The organism is Brevundimonas sp. (assembly GCF_003248455.1).
Taxonomy (GTDB): Bacteria; Pseudomonadota; Alphaproteobacteria; order Caulobacterales; family Caulobacteraceae; genus Brevundimonas.
This window is the reverse complement of the sequence record NZ_QFNM01000051.1, coordinates 1-16853: the sequence shown is the minus strand read 5'-3', so window position 1 is coordinate 16853 and position 16853 is coordinate 1. Positions and strand designations below refer to the sequence as shown.

General features: G+C 70.2%; 17 protein-coding genes and 1 pseudogene. 6 read left to right on the top strand and 12 right to left on the bottom strand.

The features are described from left to right. Positions 1-805 (top strand): 3-hydroxyacyl-CoA dehydrogenase family protein (locus DI624_RS15130; protein WP_291540137.1); only part of this gene is annotated, 805 nt, incomplete at its 5' end. A gap of 455 nt (positions 806-1260) precedes the next feature. On the opposite strand, the gene recA is transcribed toward DI624_RS15130, so the two are convergent. The 6 genes from recA to DI624_RS15100 form a co-directional block, all read right to left on the bottom strand. Further along, positions 1261-2343: a recombinase RecA gene (gene recA, locus DI624_RS15125; protein ID WP_291540135.1), complete on the bottom strand. Its 1083-nt coding sequence runs from the start codon at positions 2341-2343 to the stop codon at positions 1261-1263. 177 nt (positions 2344-2520) lie between these two features. Next, on the bottom strand, positions 2521-4368 hold the full coding sequence (locus DI624_RS15120; RefSeq protein ID WP_291540133.1) for a M20/M25/M40 family metallo-hydrolase: 1848 nt from the start codon (positions 4366-4368) through the stop codon (positions 2521-2523). A gap of 76 nt (positions 4369-4444) precedes the next feature. After that, positions 4445-5407 (bottom strand): right-handed parallel beta-helix repeat-containing protein, encoded by a 963-nt coding sequence (locus DI624_RS15115; RefSeq protein WP_291540131.1) that lies wholly within the window; start codon positions 5405-5407, stop codon positions 4445-4447. 2 nt (positions 5408-5409) lie between these two features. Then, positions 5410-6225, bottom strand: a complete 816-nt coding sequence (locus DI624_RS15110) for a phosphatase PAP2 family protein (RefSeq protein ID WP_291540129.1) — start codon at positions 6223-6225, stop codon at positions 5410-5412. Next, positions 6222-6722, bottom strand: a complete 501-nt coding sequence (locus DI624_RS15105; protein WP_291540127.1) for a hypothetical protein — start codon at positions 6720-6722, stop codon at positions 6222-6224. Before DI624_RS15105 ends, DI624_RS15110 begins: the two co-directional genes overlap by 4 nt. Positions 6723-6799: 77 nt before the next feature. Further along, a complete protein-coding gene (locus tag DI624_RS15100) occupies positions 6800-7165 on the bottom strand; it encodes a ribonuclease (protein ID WP_291540125.1) in 366 nt (121 codons plus the stop codon). A gap of 102 nt (positions 7166-7267) precedes the next feature. Between DI624_RS15100 and DI624_RS15095 the strand changes: the two genes are divergently transcribed. Next, on the top strand, positions 7268-8260 hold the full coding sequence (locus DI624_RS15095) for an LLM class flavin-dependent oxidoreductase (RefSeq protein WP_291540123.1): 993 nt from the start codon (positions 7268-7270) through the stop codon (positions 8258-8260). On the opposite strand, the gene DI624_RS15090 is transcribed toward DI624_RS15095, so the two are convergent. After that, positions 8257-9240, bottom strand: a complete 984-nt coding sequence (locus tag DI624_RS15090) for an alpha/beta hydrolase (RefSeq protein WP_291540121.1) — start codon at positions 9238-9240, stop codon at positions 8257-8259. The two genes, DI624_RS15095 and DI624_RS15090, sit on opposite strands and share 4 nt — an antisense overlap. Positions 9241-9294: 54 nt before the next feature. Between DI624_RS15090 and DI624_RS15085 the strand changes: the two genes are divergently transcribed. Further along, positions 9295-10131 carry an aldo/keto reductase gene (locus DI624_RS15085; RefSeq protein ID WP_291540119.1) on the top strand — a complete coding sequence of 279 codons (837 nt, stop codon included), beginning with the start codon at positions 9295-9297 and terminating at the stop codon, positions 10129-10131. 148 nt (positions 10132-10279) lie between these two features. Here the strand turns inward: DI624_RS15085 and DI624_RS15080 are convergent, their stop codons facing one another. Then, positions 10280-10681: an HIT domain-containing protein gene (locus tag DI624_RS15080; RefSeq protein WP_291540117.1), complete on the bottom strand. Its 402-nt coding sequence runs from the start codon at positions 10679-10681 to the stop codon at positions 10280-10282. A gap of 108 nt (positions 10682-10789) precedes the next feature. On the opposite strand from DI624_RS15080, the pseudogene DI624_RS15075 reads away from it, so the two are divergent. Beyond that, positions 10790-11667 (top strand): annotated as a pseudogene (locus DI624_RS15075) (malate dehydrogenase). 85 nt (positions 11668-11752) lie between these two features. On the opposite strand, the gene zapE reads toward DI624_RS15075, so the two are convergent. Then, positions 11753-12859 carry a cell division protein ZapE gene (gene zapE, locus DI624_RS15070; protein WP_291540115.1) on the bottom strand — a complete coding sequence of 369 codons (1107 nt, stop codon included), beginning with the start codon at positions 12857-12859 and terminating at the stop codon, positions 11753-11755. A 143-nt stretch (positions 12860-13002) separates the two neighbouring features. Here zapE and DI624_RS15065 point away from each other — a divergent pair, with 143 nt between their 5' ends. Continuing rightward, positions 13003-14049 (top strand): aspartate-semialdehyde dehydrogenase, encoded by a 1047-nt coding sequence (locus DI624_RS15065; RefSeq protein ID WP_291540113.1) that lies wholly within the window; start codon positions 13003-13005, stop codon positions 14047-14049. Positions 14050-14269: 220 nt separating this feature from the next. After that, on the top strand, positions 14270-15199 hold the full coding sequence (gene rarD, locus DI624_RS15060; protein ID WP_291540111.1) for an EamA family transporter RarD: 930 nt from the start codon (positions 14270-14272) through the stop codon (positions 15197-15199). Between the two features lie 14 nt (positions 15200-15213). On the opposite strand, the gene DI624_RS15055 is transcribed toward rarD, so the two are convergent. The 3 genes from DI624_RS15055 to DI624_RS15045 all read right to left on the bottom strand — a co-directional run. Continuing rightward, complete coding sequence (locus DI624_RS15055; RefSeq protein WP_291540109.1) at positions 15214-16347, bottom strand: serine hydrolase domain-containing protein; 1134 nt, start codon at positions 16345-16347, stop codon at positions 15214-15216. Positions 16348-16430: 83 nt separating this feature from the next. Then, positions 16431-16700, bottom strand: coding sequence for an ATP synthase F1 subunit epsilon (locus DI624_RS15050; RefSeq protein WP_291540107.1), 270 nt, complete (start codon positions 16698-16700; stop codon positions 16431-16433). Between the two features lie 2 nt (positions 16701-16702). Next, on the bottom strand, positions 16703-16853 hold a 151-nt coding region (locus DI624_RS15045; protein ID WP_291540139.1), incomplete at its 5' end, for a hypothetical protein.

Genomic DNA, 16853 nt, shown 5'->3' with positions numbered 1-16853 from the left:
GCTGGTCGAGATCATCCTGGGCGAAAAGACGGGTCAGGCCGCCATCGCCAAGGCGCTGGACTATGTGCTGAAGATCAAGAAGACGCCGATCGTCGTCAATGACAGCCGCGGCTTCTACACCTCGCGCTGCTTCTCCACCTTCCTGATGGAAGGCATGGCCATGCTGGAGGAGGGTTACGGCCCGGCCCTGATCGACAATGTCGGTCGCATGACCGGCATGCCGCGCGGTCCGCTGGAGATGCACGACGACGTGGCCTTGGACCTGTCGTACAAGATCGCCAAACAGACCCGCCAGGACCTGGGCGACAAATACGTCCCGACCGAAGGCGAGGACATCGTCGCCAAGATGGTCGAGGGCGGACGCTTCGGCCGCAAGAACGGCAAGGGCTTCTACGACTACGATCAGAAGCCCAAGACGATCTGGAAGGGTCTGGGCGAACTGGCGCCGACCACCAAGGGCATCGACCAGCCGGAAGCGCCGACCGCCTTCGCCCAGATCGACGAGCTGAAGACGCGCCTGCTGTACCGCCAGGCGGTCGAGGTCGCCCGCTGCTGGGAAGAGGGCGTCATCGACGACCCGCGCGAGGCCGACCTGGGCGCCATCCTGGGCTGGGGCTTCGCGCCCTGGACCGGCGGCCCGATCAGCATGATCGACGGCATCGGCCTGGCCAAGTTCGTCGAGACGGCGGACCGCCTGGCCGCTGCGTACGGAGACCGCTTCAAGGTCCCGCAGCTTCTGCGCGACATGGCGGCGAAGAACGAGACCTTCTACGGCAAGTTCGCCCCGGAGAAGGCCGCCGCCTGATCGGCAGGCGACATTGCCGACACAAGGAACGGGCGGCCTTCGGGTCGCCCGTTTTCGTTTGGACGCACCTTTCTTTCGTCATTCCGGGCGAAGGGCCGCTTGGCCCGAAGACCCGGAACCCATCGGCGCACGAGAGCGCGACCCGAAGGGCGGCGCGTAGCAGCCAACCTGTCGTGGATTCGATCTTCAGGCGTCGTGCGGCGGACAGATTTCGCCTTCGGCGCCGCTGGGTTCCGGGTCTCCGCTGCGCTGCGCCCGGAATGACGAAAGGGAAAGATGCTGCACGATCCAAAAAAGACCCGCCCGACACGAGGTCGAGCGGGTCGCTCCGCCGCCCTTCGCGGGGTCGGTGGCGGGTCGCTAGGGGCGACGGAGTCGCGGTGAAGGGACCGCCAGGCTGCGGCCGTGCGAACCCGGCAGGTCCGCCCCCGGCCGCCCAGCCTCCTGTCCTGGCGTCAGCCTTCGAGATCCTGGCCTTCGTCCGGCTCGGGCGCGCCCAGCAGTTCGTCGGCGATCTTATTGGTCGAGGCCCGCACGGCCTTTTCGATCGAGGCGGCGATGTCGGGGTTCTGCTTCAGGAACTCGCGCACATTCTCGCGGCCCTGGCCGATCCGGGTCGAGTCATAGCTGAACCAGCTGCCCGACTTCTCGATCACCCCGGCCTTGACGCCCAGGTCGATCACCTCGCCCAGCTTGGAGATGCCCTCGCCGTACATGATGTCGAAGATGACCTCGCGGAACGGCGGGGCGACCTTGTTCTTGACCACCTTGACCCGGGTGGTGTTGCCGACCACCTCGTCGCGGTTCTTGATCGCGCCGGTGCGGCGGATGTCCAGGCGCACCGAGGCGTAGAATTTCAGCGCGTTTCCGCCCGTGGTCGTTTCCGGCGAGCCGTACATCACCCCGATCTTGTGGCGGATCTGGTTGATGAACAGGACGATGCATTTCGACTTGGAGATCGAGGCCGTCAGCTTGCGCAGCGCCTGGCTCATCAACCGGGCCTGAAGACCCGGCAGGCTGTCGCCCATCTCGCCCTCGATCTCGGCGCGCGGGGTCAGGGCCGCGACCGAGTCGATGACCACGATGTCCACGGCGCCCGAACGCACCAGGGTGTCGACGATCTCCAGCGCCTGCTCGCCCGTGTCGGGTTGCGACACCAGCAGGTCGTCCAGGTTCACGCCCAGCTTCTGGGCGTAGACCGGGTCCAGCGCGTGTTCGGCGTCGACGAAGGCGGCGACCCCGCCCTTCTTCTGCACCTCGGCGACCGTGTGCAAAGCCAGGGTCGTCTTGCCCGAGGATTCGGGGCCGAACACCTCGATCACCCGGCCGACCGGCAGACCGCCGATGCCGAGCGCCATGTCCAGGCCCAGCGAGCCGGTCGAGACGCTCTCGATCTCGTTGACCTGCCCGGCCTTGCCCAGCTTCATCACCGAGCCCTTGCCGAAGGCGCGGTCGATCTGGGCGATCGCCGCCTCCAGGGCGCGTTGCTTGTCGCCGTCGTCCTTGCCCACCAGTTTCAATGCCGCCTGTGAAGCCATCGCCTTCGTCTCCCTTGCCATGATTCCCGTCAAAAGCCTGGGAGAGACCCGCCATGGACCCGCCCCCGTTTCGTGAGACGGACTATGTGCATGGTTTGTTCCGGTTCACAAGATGTTCTCCTCGATCAAAACAGGAACGTCGCGGACCGGCGACCGTTTCTGACGCATGCCGCTCGCTCAGGCGATCAGCCGCGCGCCCAGCCCGACGGCCAGGCCGCCTAGAAGAAGGCCGCCGGCGATCAGGCCCAGGGTCTTGGCGCCCGCCGCGGAGGCCGGGGCCAGGGGGCGCGCCATGACGACGACCAGGAGCGCGATCACGCCAAGCACGCCGGGCAGGTCCATGCCGACCGCCAGAAAAACGCCGTGCCCCTGGGCCAGCAGCCAGCCGCCCGCCCCGGCCGTCGCAGCCGCCGCCGGGAGCGGCGCCGTCCAGCCCGGCAGCCGGTCGGAGATCAGGGCCGCGCAGGCCGCCGCCAGCGCCGCGATCAGGCCCGGCCAGATCAGGAGGAAGGCCGCCAGGGGCACCAGCGCCTGAACCCCGGCGCCCAGGATCAGCACCAGGACGATCAGACCCAGCCAGCCGCCCCACGGCGTCGCCGGCGCCCGGCGCGGCCACAGGCCGAGGACCACGGCCAGCGCCGCCGCCCCCAGCAGCACCGGATCGACGCCCCCCAGCGCCGTCGCCAGGACCGCCGCCGCGACCAGTCCGCCCGCCAGCATCCGCCCTCCGCCCCGTCCCGCGATCACCAGCAGGGCCAGTCCCGCCAGCGCCAGGGCCGCCCCCGCCTCCAGCGCCGGCAGGCGGCGCAGCAGGGTGTAATAGGTCTCCGGCGCCGAGGCCGGGCCGCCCATCGGCCCCGCCAGGACGCGCACAGCCTGGCCCACGACCACGGCGGCGGCCATCAGCCACAGCCCGTCCGCCGCCCCGCGCGCCGCCGACCAGGCGCTCAGCCCGCTCGCCCGACGCGCCCGCCACGCGGCCCAGGCGGCCGCCAGGCCCGCCGCCGCCAGCAAGACCCAGCCGATCGGGGGCGGATGCGAGACGACGAACTGTCCGAAGACGTCGGCGTAGACGGCGTCCTGCGTCGCCTGGGGCAGGGTCGGCGCCCGCAGCCAGGTGTCGGCGGTCTCCAGCGCCTGCGACCCGATATGCTGAAGACTGCCCTGGTCCAGCGCCTGGGGCGTCGAGGCCGGCGAATGATACTGGTCCGGTCGTCCGATGAAGGCCAGGTTGATCCCCGCCAGCCCCCTGTCCGCCGCCACGGTGAAGTCCGTGCCGTTCGGCATCAACCGATAGACGAAGACGGCCAGGGCGTTGCTGGACGGCCCGCCGGTCGCGCCGCGCGTGGCCCGGGCGTAGGCCGCTATGGTCTGCGCATTGCCCGGCCCCGTCTCGAACATCATCGCCCGGCCGCCGCCGCCCCGCGCCTCCAGATTGATCACGGCGCCGACCCGGTCGCGCCACGGATGGGCGCCGAAAAAGGCCCGCGCCCCGTCCAGGTTCAACTCCTCCGCATCGGTCAGCAGCACGATCAGGTCGCGATCCGTCCCGCCGCGCGCCTTGATCGCCCGCACAGCCTCCAGGATGGCCGCCACGCCCGCCGCATCGTCGGCGGCGCCTGCGGAGCCGGGGACGCTGTCGTAATGGGCCATCGTCAGCACGGCCGGCAGGGCCGGATCGCGTCCAGGCAGGACGCCGACGATGTTGGCGGCCTCCAGCCCCCGCGCGCTGCGGCCTTCGCGTTCGATGCGCCGGACGGCGCGCGGCGACAAGGGGCCGGTCTGTATCTGCGGGTCCAGGCCCAGGGCCGTCATCCGCCGGACCAGATAGGCCTGGACGCGCGCGTGATCCGCCGATCCGACCGGATGGGGCGCCTGGGCGATGGCGCGGACGTCGATCATCGCCCGCTCGGCGGAGAAAGCCTGGGCGGGCGTGGCGGCGGATCGCGGCGCGGGCGTCCGGCTGGACGCCACGGCCAGGCCCAGGGCGACCGCCAGGGCCGCGAACAACAGGACCAGCCGCATTGGTCTTCTCCCCACGTCCGCGCCCAGTCAGCCCCCTCGCGGCGTGCGGCGCAAGGGGAGATCGGCGCGGGGGGCTTCAGCGACGGACGACGTTGCGGGCCGCCAGATTGCCGGTCGCCCCGTCGCCGTCCTCGGCGCTGGATCCGAACGGATAGCCCCGGTCGGCGCCGCAATAGGGCCGGCGGCCTTCGCGCGATCCGATCACCACCGCGCGCGGCCGCAGCCAGCCGGCGCCGGTGAAGACATTGTCCGTGATCTGATTGTAGGACGGCGTCTGGTGACGGATCACGCCGTCCTCGCCGCAGTTGCGGTACAGGAACACCCCGCCGCGGCCGCCCAGGGCCAGCCGGTTGCCGACGATGCGGTTCGCGCCCGATCCGTCCACGGCGATCTGCTCGCGCCCGGTGCGGATGTCGAAGTCGTTGTCCTGGATCAGGGCGCCGGCGCTTTCGGCGTCGAGATAGATCGCCACCGAGGTCGACCGGCCGAAAAAGCGCGAGCGGCGGACCGTGACGCGCGTCACGCCGGGCCCGACATAGAGGGGGATGGTCCCCGCCCCCTGGAAGCGGATGCGGTCCAGGACGACGCGGGTCGGCGCCGCCGCCTGGGCCGCCAGGGTGTGGCCGGCGGTGCGCGACGAGGCCAGCAGGTCGCGCATCGACCCGCCCGCCCCCATGCCCCAGACGCGCACATTGCCCACGACGCCGCAGTTGCGGATGGCGATGTCGGTCGGGCGCGACCAGCCGCCGTTCTCGGGCCTCGACCAGACGGCGACCGTGGGGGCGGCGGTCGTCGCCCGGCCCGGCGCGCGGATTTCTCCCCCGCCGCAATCCAGAACCGCGCCGGACGCCGCCTGGCCTTCGATCAGGACGCGGCGGCGGATGTCGCGCCCGGCCAGTTCGGCCCGACAGGTCAGCCGATAGGGCAGGTCCGACGGCGTGGTCAGGTCCGCCGTCTCCCGGGCCGTGCACGGCCGGGCGGCGGGCAGGTCGGGCGGCGCGGCCTGCAGCGTCAGTGCGAGCGCGAGCCAGCCGGCCATCGCTACGGCAGGACGGCGGCCAGGGCCGCGCGTTCGGCCGCGCAGCCCGGATTGGTCAGGCCCGTCGCGCGAGCGGCGGCCAGTTCGACGCGCGCCGCCGCCATATCGGCCTGGAAGGCGGGGCCTGCGACGGCCTGAGCGGCGACCTGTCGGCCGATGGCCTCGCCCGCCGCCACGTCGCTGGGATAGTGCATGGCGCAGACCAGGCGGCTGACCCCGATCTGGCGGCCTATGCGGCGCACGGCTTCGGCCCGATCCGGCTCCAGCGCCGCGAACGCCTCGCCATAGGCCGTTGCGACCGCCGCCGTCCCCGACGGATAGGAGCCGCTGCGCCGCGCGGCCGCGTCCAGAGTCTGGCAGGCGCGGCGTGCGGGATCGTCCGCGACCGGGCGCGGGCGGGCCTGACGGGCCTTGACCTGTTCGGCGACGCTGGCCGCGTCGTGAAAGAGGCGTCCCATCATCCGGTCCAGCGCGGGCGTCCGCCCCGCCGCCTGGGCCGATCCCAGCCGCACCCCCAGGGCGCAGTCGAAATGCTGCAGCCCGAGGGGGGGCCGCACCTCGGCGTGGGACGTGGCCAGGAGCCAGCGATCCCCGTCCTCCAAGGCGACGTAGCGGGCCGAGGCCGCCTTGTCCGCCTGGTCCTGGGGAGAGCCGGCGGCGGGCGGCGCGGGGATCGCGGCCGCCAGACCGGCCAGGGCGCCCGCCGACAGATAGCCGTCCGCCGGGATGGTCGCGATGGGTCTCTGCGCGCCGGCGCAGGCGGCCAGGACGAAGACGACGCCCGCCGCCGAAATCCGCCGGCCGGCGCGGGCGATCACGATCCGGCGCTCCAATTCATATGCACCGAGGTTCCGCCCTCGGGGCTGGGGGCCGCCACGACCTGGAGCGACGGCCCGTCCGGCCGATCGCCCGCCGCCCCGTAGGCGCGCGCCTCGCCCTGGTTCATGCCGGTGACGGACCTGAGCCCGGCGGCCTCGGCCCGCTCGCGATAGAAGGCCACGACCTGGTCGGGCGAGGCGTCGGTAGTGAAGGTGAGCAGCCCTCCCGGTCCGGCGGCGCCGTCCGCGCTCAGGGGCGCGCCCTGCACCTGGGCGCCGGGATACAGGACGGCGAAGGCCGGCGCGCCGCCGTCGGGCGCGGGCGTCGGCGTCGGCGTCGGCGTCGGGGCCGCGGCCGGCGCGGGGCCGGTCTCGACCCCGGCGGCGGGCGGCCCTGCCGCATCCGTCCCGGCGGGCGGGGCAGGCGCCTTGGCCCGGTCGCAGCCGGCGAGGCCGAACAGAACAACGGCGGAAACCACCGCCAAACGAAGCGTCATCGAAGAAGCGTCCCTGGACCGAAGGGTCTAAGCGCCACCGTGGCGCAGGCTTGCGGCGGCGGCAAGGCGGCGCGCCCCTATTCCTCGCGCCCGCCCTCGGCCGGATCGCCGCCCGGCCCTTCGAAATCCCGTCGCGACCCCGCGATCGCGCCCGGTTCGGCGTCGGACGGCGAATCCGGGTCGGCGGCGTCGCGGCCTTCCTGGGCCAGGGTTTCGTTGATCCGGCGCGAATCCGTGTCGTCGTCCGAACCGCCGGCCGAGCCGCCGCGCAAAGACCCCGCGCGCGTGTCCGAGCCCGAATCGCTGCCGTCCAGGGCGTCGATCAGGGTGTCGGCCTTGCGGCCCAGATCGGGTTTCTCGCCCATGTCGGCGGCTTCGCGGGCGTCGTCGCATTCCGTCTCGGGCTTGGGGGTTTCGGGCGTGTGGAAATCGGCGTGCGTCATGGCGCGGCTCTTTCATAGTGGAGACGATCTAAAGCGCCCGACCCGGTTGCGGTTCCGCGCCCGCGCCCTTGAACCCGGCGCGCCAGCCCCGATCTAGGCGGTATGATCCCCTTCTCAGTTCTCGACCTGTCGCCCATCGTCGAAGGCGGCGACGCCCGTCGCGCCCTGGACGAGACCCTGGCCCTGGCGAAGGCCGCCGACCGCCTGGGCTACCGGCGGTTCTGGCTGGCCGAGCATCACAACATGCCGGGCATCGCCAGCGCGGCGACCGCCATCGTCATCGGCCATGTGGCGGCGGGAACCGAGCGCATCCGCGTCGGCTCGGGCGGCGTCATGCTGCCCAACCACGCCCCGCTGGTCGTGGCCGAGCAATTCGGCACGCTGGAGACGCTGTTTCCGGGCCGGATCGACCTGGGCCTGGGCCGCGCGCCCGGCACGGACGGCGCCACCGCCCGCGCCCTGCGCCGCTATTTCGAGGGCGCCGACCAGTTTCCGCGCGACGTGGTCGAACTGATCCAGTGGTTCGAGCCCGCGTCCGAGAACCAGCCGGTCCGCGCCGTGCCGGGCGCCGGACTGCGCGTGCCGATCTGGCTCTTGGGCTCCAGCCTGTTCAGCGCCCAGCTGGCCGGCCAGCTGGGCCTGCCCTACGCCTTCGCCAGCCATTTCGCGCCCGAACTGCTGCTGGAGGCCCTGGCGCTTTATCGGCGCAGCTTCACCCCCTCCGACCGCCTGGCCCGGCCCCACGCCATGGCCGCCGTCAACGTCTTCGCCGCCGACAGCGACGAAGAGGGCGTGCGTTTGTCCACCTCCATGCAGCAAAGCTTCGCGCGCCTGTCGACCGGCAAGCCGGGCAAGCTTCCGCCGCCCGTCGACGACATCGCCGCCGTCCTGACGCCGCAGCAGATCGAGGGCGCCAGGAGCCGCCTGATCTATTCCGCCGTCGGCGGACCCGAGACGGTGAAGAAGCAGCTGGCCGACTTCATCGCCCTGACCGGGGTGGACGAACTGATGATCACCGGCATGATGTTCGACAACGCCGCCCGCATCCGCAGCCTGGAGATCGTCGCCGAGGCGCGTGCGCTGCCCGCAGCCTAAACCCCGAGCGGCAGGCCGACCAGAAACTCCAGCAGCAGCGCATTCACCTCGTCCGCCCGCTCCTGCTGGATCCAGTGGCCCGCGCCCTGCAAGACCACCGACCGGGTCAGATTCGGAACCCAGGTCGTCAGCTCCGCCTCGGCCGCTCCCGCATAATGGCGCACCGGGTCGTCCTGGCCGACGACGAACAGGGCGGGCCGGTCGATCTTCCGGTCCTGCAAGAAGGCCGTCAGCGACCAGTTCAGGTCCAGCGCCCGGTACCAGTTCAACGGCGCGTCGAACCCGTCGGCGGAGAACGCCTGCACATACGCCTGGAAATGATCCTGGCTCATCCACGGCGGCAGGGTCGCATCGTCGGGGATCGTGTCCAGCAGGGCCGCGCCCTCGGGCATGAAGCCGGTCGAGCGCCGATCGGCCGGGGTCGCGCCGTCATAGGCGTAGAACAGCTTCCTGAGCGTCGTGGCCGTATCCGCCTCCAGCGCCCGATGGGCGTCCGGCGCCTGGAACCGCAGGATATAGAGATCGCCCAGTCCCGCCCGCTTCGTGATCGCGGCCATGGCCGTCGTCGGCGGGCCCTTGAAGCGGCGCGGCTGGAACGGCACGGACAGGCCCGCCACGCCGCGGAACACGTCGGGCCGCAACAGGGCGCAATGCCAGGCCACCGGCGCGCCCCAGTCGTGGCCGATCACGACGCAGCGCGTCTCGCCCAGCGCGCGGACCAGATCGACCATGTCCCCGACCAGGTTCAGGATCGAATAGGCGGCCGAGCCGCCCGGCTTGTCGGTCCCGCCGTAGCCCCGCATGTCGGGGGCGACGGCGTGATAGCCCGCCTCGCCCAGCGCCTGGACCTGGGCGCGCCAGCTGACGCCCAGTTCGGGAAAGCCGTGGATCAACAGGACCAGCGGCGCGTTGTCGGTCTCGAACCCGTCTTCCAGCACCTGTTGGACAAGGCCGTCGGTCTTGATAAGCCGCGTTCGCATTTCCAACCCTTTCGGCGGCGTTTTCGCCGCTCTCTCAAGCCTAGAAGGACGGACATGACCCGCCTCGTCACCTTCGCCGACGGTACGACCGTTCCCGCCCTGGGCCAAGGCGCCTGGGAGATCGGCGACGATCCCGCCAGGCGCGACGCGGAGCAGCAGGCCCTCGCGCGCGGCATCGACCTGGGCATGACCTTGATCGACACGGCCGAACTGTATGGCGACGGCCGCTCCGAGCGCCTGGTGGGCGAGGTCGTCGCCGGTCGCCGCGAAGAGGTCTTCATCGTCTCCAAGGTCCGGCCCGAGAACGCCTCGGAGATGAAGATGATGCTGTCGTGCGAACGGTCTCTGGAGCGGCTGAAGGTGGACCGGCTGGACCTCTATCTGCTGCATTGGGAGGGCCATGTCCCGCTGGAGGAGACGGTCGAGGCGTTTCGCGAACTGGTGGACGAGGGGATGATCGCCCGCTGGGGCGTGTCCAACCTCGATCTGGACGCGATGGAGCGGCTGATGCGGATCGAAGGCGGCGAGGACTGCGCCGCCAACCAGCTTCTCTACAACCTGGGTTCGCGCGGGGTGGAGTTCGACCTCCTGCCCTGGATGCAGGCGCGCGACATGCCGATGATGGCCTATTCGCCGCTGGGACGCGGCGGCCTTCTGGAGCATCCGCTGATCCAGGACATCGCCAACCGCCACTCGGCCGAGCCGGCCCAGGTGGCCCTGGCCGCCGTCCTGCGCCACGACGGGGTCATCGCCATTCCCAAGGCCAGTTCGGTCGAACACGTCGAGGCCAACGCCGACGCCCTGGACATCCAGTTCGATCTTGAAGACCTCGAACGGCTGGACGCGGCCTTCCCGCCGCCGAAACACGCCGTTCCGCTGGATATTATCTGAGAACCGCGATCGTCATTCCGGGGCGTCCGCAGGACGAACCCGGAACCCAGGAAGGCATCGCCGACAGAATGAATCGCCGACCGTGCGGCGGTCTTGGGTTCCGGGTTCCTCGCTTCGCGCGGCCCCGGAAAGACGATACGGCGGCGGATCAGCCGCCCGCGATCACGCCCAGCAGCCGCATCCGTTCATCGTCCTCATAGGGAACCGCCGGCCCTCGGCCCCAGACCGGATCGGGCCACAGGGCGTCGTCGCGACGGCGCCCCACGACATGCACGTGCAGTTGCGCCGTCACGTTTCCGATGGCCCCGACGTTCAGCTTCTCGACCTCGCCCAGCCGCCGCGCCAGCGCCCCGGCGCGCACCGTCTCCGCCATCAGCATGGCCCGCTGACCGACGCCGAGATCCTCCAGCTCCACCGCCCCCTCGACGCGCGGGATCAGGATCAGCCAGGGAAAGCGGGCGTCGTCTTGTAGCCGCACATGGCACAGCGGCCATTCGGCGGCGGGGACCGATCCGGCGTCGAAGGCCGGGTCTGGACGAAAGTCGGTCATGGGGGCCTCCGCGACAGGGTTCCCCCAGCCTTGCAGCGCCGCCTTTGCGGGTCTAGACCGCCCGCACGATTAATCCCCATTTCGCACACGCAATAAACGGAGACATCCATGGCTCGCGCGAAGATCGCCCTCATCGGCGCCGGCATGATCGGCGGAACCCTGGCCCATGTGGCCGCGCGCGAAGCCCTGGGCGACGTGATCCTGTTCGACATCGCCGCTACGCCGACATCGCGGGCGCCGACGTCTGCATCGTCACCGCCGGCGTGCCGCGCAAGCCGGGCATGAGCCGCGACGACCTGATCGGCATCAATCTGAAGGTCATGAAGGCCGTGGGCGAAGGCATCAAGGCCCACGCCCCCGACGCCTTCGTCATCTGCATCACCAACCCGCTCGACGCCATGGTCTGGGCCCTGCAGAAGTTCTCAGGGCTCCCCAAGGAGAAGGTCGTCGGCATGGCCGGCGTGCTGGACAGCGCCCGCTTCGCCTACTTCCTGGCCGAAAAGACCGGCGTGTCGGTTCAGGACATCCATGCCTGGACCCTGGGCGGCCACGGCGACGACATGGTGCCGATGGTGCGCCACTCGACCGTCGGCGGCCTGCCCCTGCCGGACGCCGTCGCCGCCGGCTTCCTGTCGCAAGCCGACCTGGACGCCATCGTCGAGCGCACCAGGAAGGGCGGCGGCGAGATCGTGGCCCTGCTGAAGACCGGCTCGGCCTTCTACGCCCCGGCTGAATCGGCCATCGCCATGGCCAAGTCCTATCTGCTGGACCAGAAGCGCGTCCTGCCCTGCGCCGTCTGGCTGTCGGGCGAATACGGCCTGTCGGACCTCTACGTCGGCGTCCCGGCCCTGATCGGCGCCGCCGGCGTCGAGAAGGTGGTCGAGTTCACCACCAACGACGAGGAAAAGGCGATGTTCGAAAAGTCCGTCGCCTCGGTCCAGGGCCTGCTGCAGGCCTGCAAGGACATCGATTCCTCGCTGGCCTAAGCCACGCCTCCATCTGATGACGAAGGGCCTGCGGATCGCTCCGCAGGCCCTTATTCTTTTTCCCTTCCCCGCAGGAGAGGGAAACCTAATCCCGGACGTGCGCCAGCCAGTCCTTGCTCTGCATCTCGTTGAAGCGGGAAACGGTGCGTTCGAACTCGAACGCCCCCACCCCCTCGGTGTAGAGCGCCTCGGGGCGGGCCGCCGCCAGGACGATCAGCCGGGTCTTGGCCTCGTAAAGGGCGTCCACCAGCGTCACCAGCCGCCGCGCCTCGTGGTGGTTGGCCGAGCTCAGGATCGGCACGTCCTCCAGAAACAGGGTGTGGAACCTCTGGGCGACGGCCAGATAGTCCTGCGGCCCCAGGGGTCTGGCGCACAGTTCCGCGAACGTCGCGCGCGCCATGGACCCGACCGTGCGCTCGATCTTCACGTCGCGGCCCAGGACGGTCAGGTGCGCGGGCTCCTCCGGCTCCCCGCCCTTCAGTTCGCGCCACAGGTCCTCGAACCCCGCCCGGTCGTCGGGCGTGTGCCAGACCTGGGCCGAGGTCATCCGGTCCAGCCGCCAGTCGCGCGCCCCGGCCGTCGGCACCACCTCGCACCGCTCGCGGATGATGTCGATGAACGGGGTGAACAGCTGGCGATTGACGCCGTTCTTGTACAGGTCCTCCGGCGCGCGGTTCGAGGTGATGGCCAGCACCACCCGATCCTCGAACAGGGCCTCGAACAGGCGGCCCAGGATCATGGCGTCGGCGATGTCCGTCACCTGCAACTCGTCGAAACACAGCAGCCGCGCCTCGGACGCGATCAGCCTGGCGACGGGCGGAATGGGATCGTCGCCCCCCTTGCGAGAGTGCTGTGTTCCGAACACGGCCTTCCTCGTCTTCGCATCCCCCTCGCGCCATTGGCGCACCAGGTCGTGGATGCGGGCCATGAAGGCGTGGAAGTGGGCGCGGACCTTTCGCGGCTCCGGCGTCGCCGAATAGAACAGGTCCATCAGCATCGACTTGCCGCGTCCCGGCGGACCATAGAGATAGATCCCCCGCACCTCCGGCGCCTTGCCGAACAGGCCGGGCTTTTTCGCCAGGTCGGTCTCCAGCCGCTCCAGCGCCGCGATGACGCTTTCCTGCGCCGGATCGGGCGTCAGCACCCCCTCTTCCACTCGGATGTCGTAGGCGTTGCGGATGCGGGAGGTCATGGGAGCGTTGCTTAACGGTCCCTCCAGCGAAAAGCGATTGCTTCGCGGCTGCGAACGCCTAATTGCACACCACACCACAATCCGCGCTCAAGCAGCGAGACCCCGCGGGTCGAGCGGTAGCGCGTCCGAAGGACAACGAAAAAATGGGTTATCGCGTCGCCATCGTCGGGGCCACGGGCAATGTGGGCCGTGAGATGCTGAACATCCTGGAAGAGGTCGAATTCCCCGTCGACGAAATCCACGCCATCGCCTCGCGCAAGTCCAAGGGGGTCGAGGTCTCGTTCGGCGACAAGACCGTCAAATGCCAGGACATCGAACAGTTCGACTTCGCATCCGTCGACATCGTCCTGATGTCCGCCGGCGGCGCGGTGTCGCGCGAATGGTCGGAAAGGATCGGCAAGGCCGGCCCCATCGTCATCGACAACTCCTCGGCCTTCCGCAAGGACGCGGACGTGCCGCTGATCGTGCCCGAGGTGAACCCCGACGCGGTCAAGGACGCGAAGAAGAAGAACATCATCGCCAACCCCAACTGCTCGACCGCCCAGCTGGTCGTGGCGCTGAAGCCGCTGCACGACGCGGCCAGGATCAAGCGGGTCGTGGTCTCGACCTATCAGTCGGTCTCCGGCGCCGGCAAGGAAGGCATGGACGAGCTGTGGAACCAGACCAAGGCCATCTACGGCCTGGGCGACGCCACGCCCAAGAAGTTCCCCAAGCAGATCGCCTTCAACGTCATCCCCTACATCGGTTCGTTCAACGAGGACGGCTCCACCGACGAGGAGCAGAAGATGTGGGACGAGACCCACAAGATGCTGGACCCGTCGATCAAGCTGACCGTGACCTGCGTGCGCGTGCCGGTCTTCGTCGGCCATTCGGAGGCCGTGACGGTCGAGTTCGACCGCCCCATCGAACCCGACGAGGCCCGCGCCCTCCTGCGCGAGGCGCCCGGCGTGCTGGTGGTCGATAAGCAGGAACACGACGGCTATATCACCCCGGTCGACGCGGCCGGCGAGTTCGCCGTCTATGTCAGCCGCATCCGCAAGGACCCGACGGTCGAGAACGGCCTCAGCTTCTGGGTCGTGTCCGACAACCTGCGCAAGGGCGCGGCCCTGAACGCGGTCCAGATCGCCCAGCTTCTGGACGAGACGGGCGTGATCAAGTCGTCGTCGGGATATCGGTCGATCACCGTGTGATTTTCGACTTCGTCATCCTCCGGCAAGCCGCGCCTTCGCAGCGCAGACCGGGAGCCCCAGCGGCGCGCGTGAGCGCGAACCTGTCGCGGCCCGGCTTTTCAAGCCTCTTGCTGCGGAAAGATTTCGCCTTCGGCGCCGCTGGGTCCCCCCGGTCTCGCTCCGCTCCCCGGAGGATGACGAAAGAAGAAGGTCACGCGGACGACAGCAAGGGACACGTGTCATGACCCCCGCCACGGCCACCGCCCCCGCCGATCCCCGCGCCGTCGGGACGGCCGTCGCCTGCTACACCCTGTGGGGCCTGCTGCCGCTGCTGTTCATGGCCATGGCGGCCCACGGCTTCGGCGCGCCCGAAATCCTGGCCCACCGGGCGGTCTGGTCGGTCTTCGTCGCCGGGGCGGTGCTGCTGCTGGCGGGCCAGTGGGGCGAGGCGCGCCAGGTCCTGGCCAATCCGCGCACCTTCGCCTGGCTGGCGTTCTCGGCGCTGCTGATCGGCACGAACTGGAGCCTCTACGTCGTCGCCACCACCCATCATGCGACGCTGGAGGCCAGCCTGGGCTATTACATCAACCCCCTGCTGAACATGGCGGCGGGGGCGGTGCTGTTCCGCGAAAAGATCGACCGCTGGAGCGCCGTCGCCATCGCCCTGGCCGTCGTCGGCGTGGCCGTCCAGACCGTGGCGCTGGGCCATGCGCCGCTCATCGGCCTGACCCTGGCCGTCACCTTCTGCGCCTATGCGGTGATCCGCAAGCGCGTGCCGGCCTCGGCCCAGACGGGGCTGTTCGTCGAATGCCTGGTGCTCCTGCCCATCGGCGCGGTCTTCCTGGCCTGGCTGGCGACGCATGGCCAGGCGGAGGGTTTTTCCTCGCCGTCCAGCCTGGCGTGGGCGCTGATCAACGGCCCGGCGACCGTCATCCCCCTGGTCCTGTTCGCCTGGTCGGCGCGACGCCTGCCCCTGTCGACCGTGGGCTTCATCCAGTTCCTGGCGCCGACGCTGCAATTCGCCTGCGGCGTCTGGGCGGGCGAGGCCCTGACCCCGCTCAGGATCGTCTCCTTCGTCTTCATCTGGGCCGGGGCCGGCGTCTTCGCCCTGGGCGCCCTCAACCGCTCGCGCGCCGCCAAGCGGGCGGTGGTCCTGTCCGAGACGGTCTAGCCGCGCCGGGACATCTAAAGCGCGGCGTACAGCGCCTGCAGCAGACGCCGGGGCCGGGGGTCGCCGATCAGGTGCGGCGACTGGCGCGTCATCACATAGGCGGCCGACAGCCGGCGCGACGGGTCGGCCATGGCCATCGAGCCGCCCCAGCCGTAATGGCCGACCGCCGCGCCCGGCCCGAAGACGTTCAGACCGTCGTTGCGCATCAGACCCGCCGCCCAGCTGATCGTATAGGGCAGCACCTTGTCCGGCCCGTGGATGCGTTCGCGCGTCAACTGCGCCAGCGTCCCCGCCGACAGCACCGACCGCCCGTCGAGCGCGCCGCCGTCGGCGACCACGCCCAGCATCCGCGCCAGCCCCAGCGCCGCGCCATGCAGGTTGGCCGAGGGGATCTCCATCTTGCGCCACTCGGCCGAGCCCCGCCCGCCGGGCGCCGAGCCGCGATCCAGGAAGGCGGCCTGTTTGATCGGGTCGATGGTCCCCAGGTTCGGCGCCGCCGTCGGCTTCCTCATCTGGGCGACCCGGCCATGTTCGCTCTCGGGAAGGCCGATCCACAGGTCCAGTTCCGGGAAATCCTGTCGCAGCGCCTGGCCCATCGTCCGCCCGGTCGCCCGGCGATAGATCTCGTTGGCCAGATAGCCGACCGTGACCGGATGATAGCCGGAGGCCGTTCCCGGCGCCCACATCGGCGCCTGGGCCGCCAGCCGCGCCAGCACGGCGTCCGCGTCGAACCAGATCGACGGCTCCGCCGCCTCGGAAAAGCCCGCCAGCCCCGCCTGGTGGCTCATCAGCTGGGCCACCGTCACGTCCTGCTTTCCCGCCGCCCCGAAGGCGGGCCATAGCGACGCGACCGTCTGGTCGTAATCAAGCTGTCCCGCCTCGACCGCCGTCGCCATCAGGATCGCCATCACCGCCTTGCCGGTCGAAAAGACCGGGGTCAGCGTCGTGTCGGCAAACGGCGTCGTCTTCGCCGTATCGGCCCATCCGGCCCACAGATCCACGACCGCCTCGCCAGCGACCACCACGCTGAACCGCGCCGCCTGCTCGTCCAGCCCCTCGGGCGCGTCGGTGAAGTTGGCGGCGAACGCCTCGCGCACGGCTTCGAAACCGGAAGCGCAGACGCCATGAATGTCGATGGGATCGGTCATGGGCTGGTCCTAGCGCGCCCGGCGCCCACGAAAAAGGCCTCCCGCCGAAACAGGAGGCCTCGATCTGTTCGATCCCTGAGCGGTCAGCCCGCCGCGACCTCGGTCGCCTGTTCGGCCAGGATGGTCAGGCCATCGCCGTTGACGTCGGCGAAGCCGCCGTGGACGTCGTACTGGGTCTTGGCCCCGCCGTCATAGACCGTGACAAGGCCTTCGCGCAGGGCGGTCATGAAGGGCGCATGGTCCGGCAGAACGCCGAAGTCGCCCTCGACGCCCGGCGCATCCACCTGGTCCACCAGGCCCGAAAAGACCTCGCGTTCCGGCGAGACGAGGGAGAAGTTCAGCTTGCCAGCCATGATCAGGCGTCCGCCGCCATCTTCTCGGCCTTGGCGACGGCTTCCTCGATGGCGCCGACCATGTAGAAGGCGGCTTCCGGCAGGTGGTCGTATTCACCGGCGACGATGCCCTTGAAGCTGCGGATGGTGTCGGCCAGCTCGACGAACTTGCCG

What these genes read in the sequence shown, in the direction of transcription:
- recA (WP_291540135.1), bottom strand. Translation starts at nt 2,343, where the DNA reads ATGGCTTCACAGGCGGCATTGAAACTGGTGGGCAAGGACGACGGCGAC.
- DI624_RS15120 (WP_291540133.1), bottom strand. Translation starts at nt 4,368, where the DNA reads ATGCGGCTGGTCCTGTTGTTCGCGGCCCTGGCGGTCGCCCTGGGCCTG.
- DI624_RS15115 (WP_291540131.1), bottom strand. Translation starts at nt 5,407, where the DNA reads ATGGCCGGCTGGCTCGCGCTCGCACTGACGCTGCAGGCCGCGCCGCCC.
- DI624_RS15105 (WP_291540127.1), bottom strand. Translation starts at nt 6,722, where the DNA reads ATGACGCTTCGTTTGGCGGTGGTTTCCGCCGTTGTTCTGTTCGGCCTC.
- DI624_RS15100 (WP_291540125.1), bottom strand. Translation starts at nt 7,165, where the DNA reads ATGACGCACGCCGATTTCCACACGCCCGAAACCCCCAAGCCCGAGACG.
- DI624_RS15095 (WP_291540123.1), top strand. Translation starts at nt 7,268, where the DNA reads ATGATCCCCTTCTCAGTTCTCGACCTGTCGCCCATCGTCGAAGGCGGC.
- DI624_RS15090 (WP_291540121.1), bottom strand. Translation starts at nt 9,240, where the DNA reads ATGCGAACGCGGCTTATCAAGACCGACGGCCTTGTCCAACAGGTGCTG.
- DI624_RS15085 (WP_291540119.1), top strand. Translation starts at nt 9,295, where the DNA reads ATGACCCGCCTCGTCACCTTCGCCGACGGTACGACCGTTCCCGCCCTG.
- DI624_RS15080 (WP_291540117.1), bottom strand. Translation starts at nt 10,681, where the DNA reads ATGACCGACTTTCGTCCAGACCCGGCCTTCGACGCCGGATCGGTCCCC.
- zapE (WP_291540115.1), bottom strand. Translation starts at nt 12,859, where the DNA reads ATGACCTCCCGCATCCGCAACGCCTACGACATCCGAGTGGAAGAGGGG.
- DI624_RS15065 (WP_291540113.1), top strand. Translation starts at nt 13,003, where the DNA reads ATGGGTTATCGCGTCGCCATCGTCGGGGCCACGGGCAATGTGGGCCGT.
- rarD (WP_291540111.1), top strand. Translation starts at nt 14,270, where the DNA reads ATGACCCCCGCCACGGCCACCGCCCCCGCCGATCCCCGCGCCGTCGGG.
- DI624_RS15055 (WP_291540109.1), bottom strand. Translation starts at nt 16,347, where the DNA reads ATGACCGATCCCATCGACATTCATGGCGTCTGCGCTTCCGGTTTCGAA.
- DI624_RS15050 (WP_291540107.1), bottom strand. Translation starts at nt 16,700, where the DNA reads ATGGCTGGCAAGCTGAACTTCTCCCTCGTCTCGCCGGAACGCGAGGTC.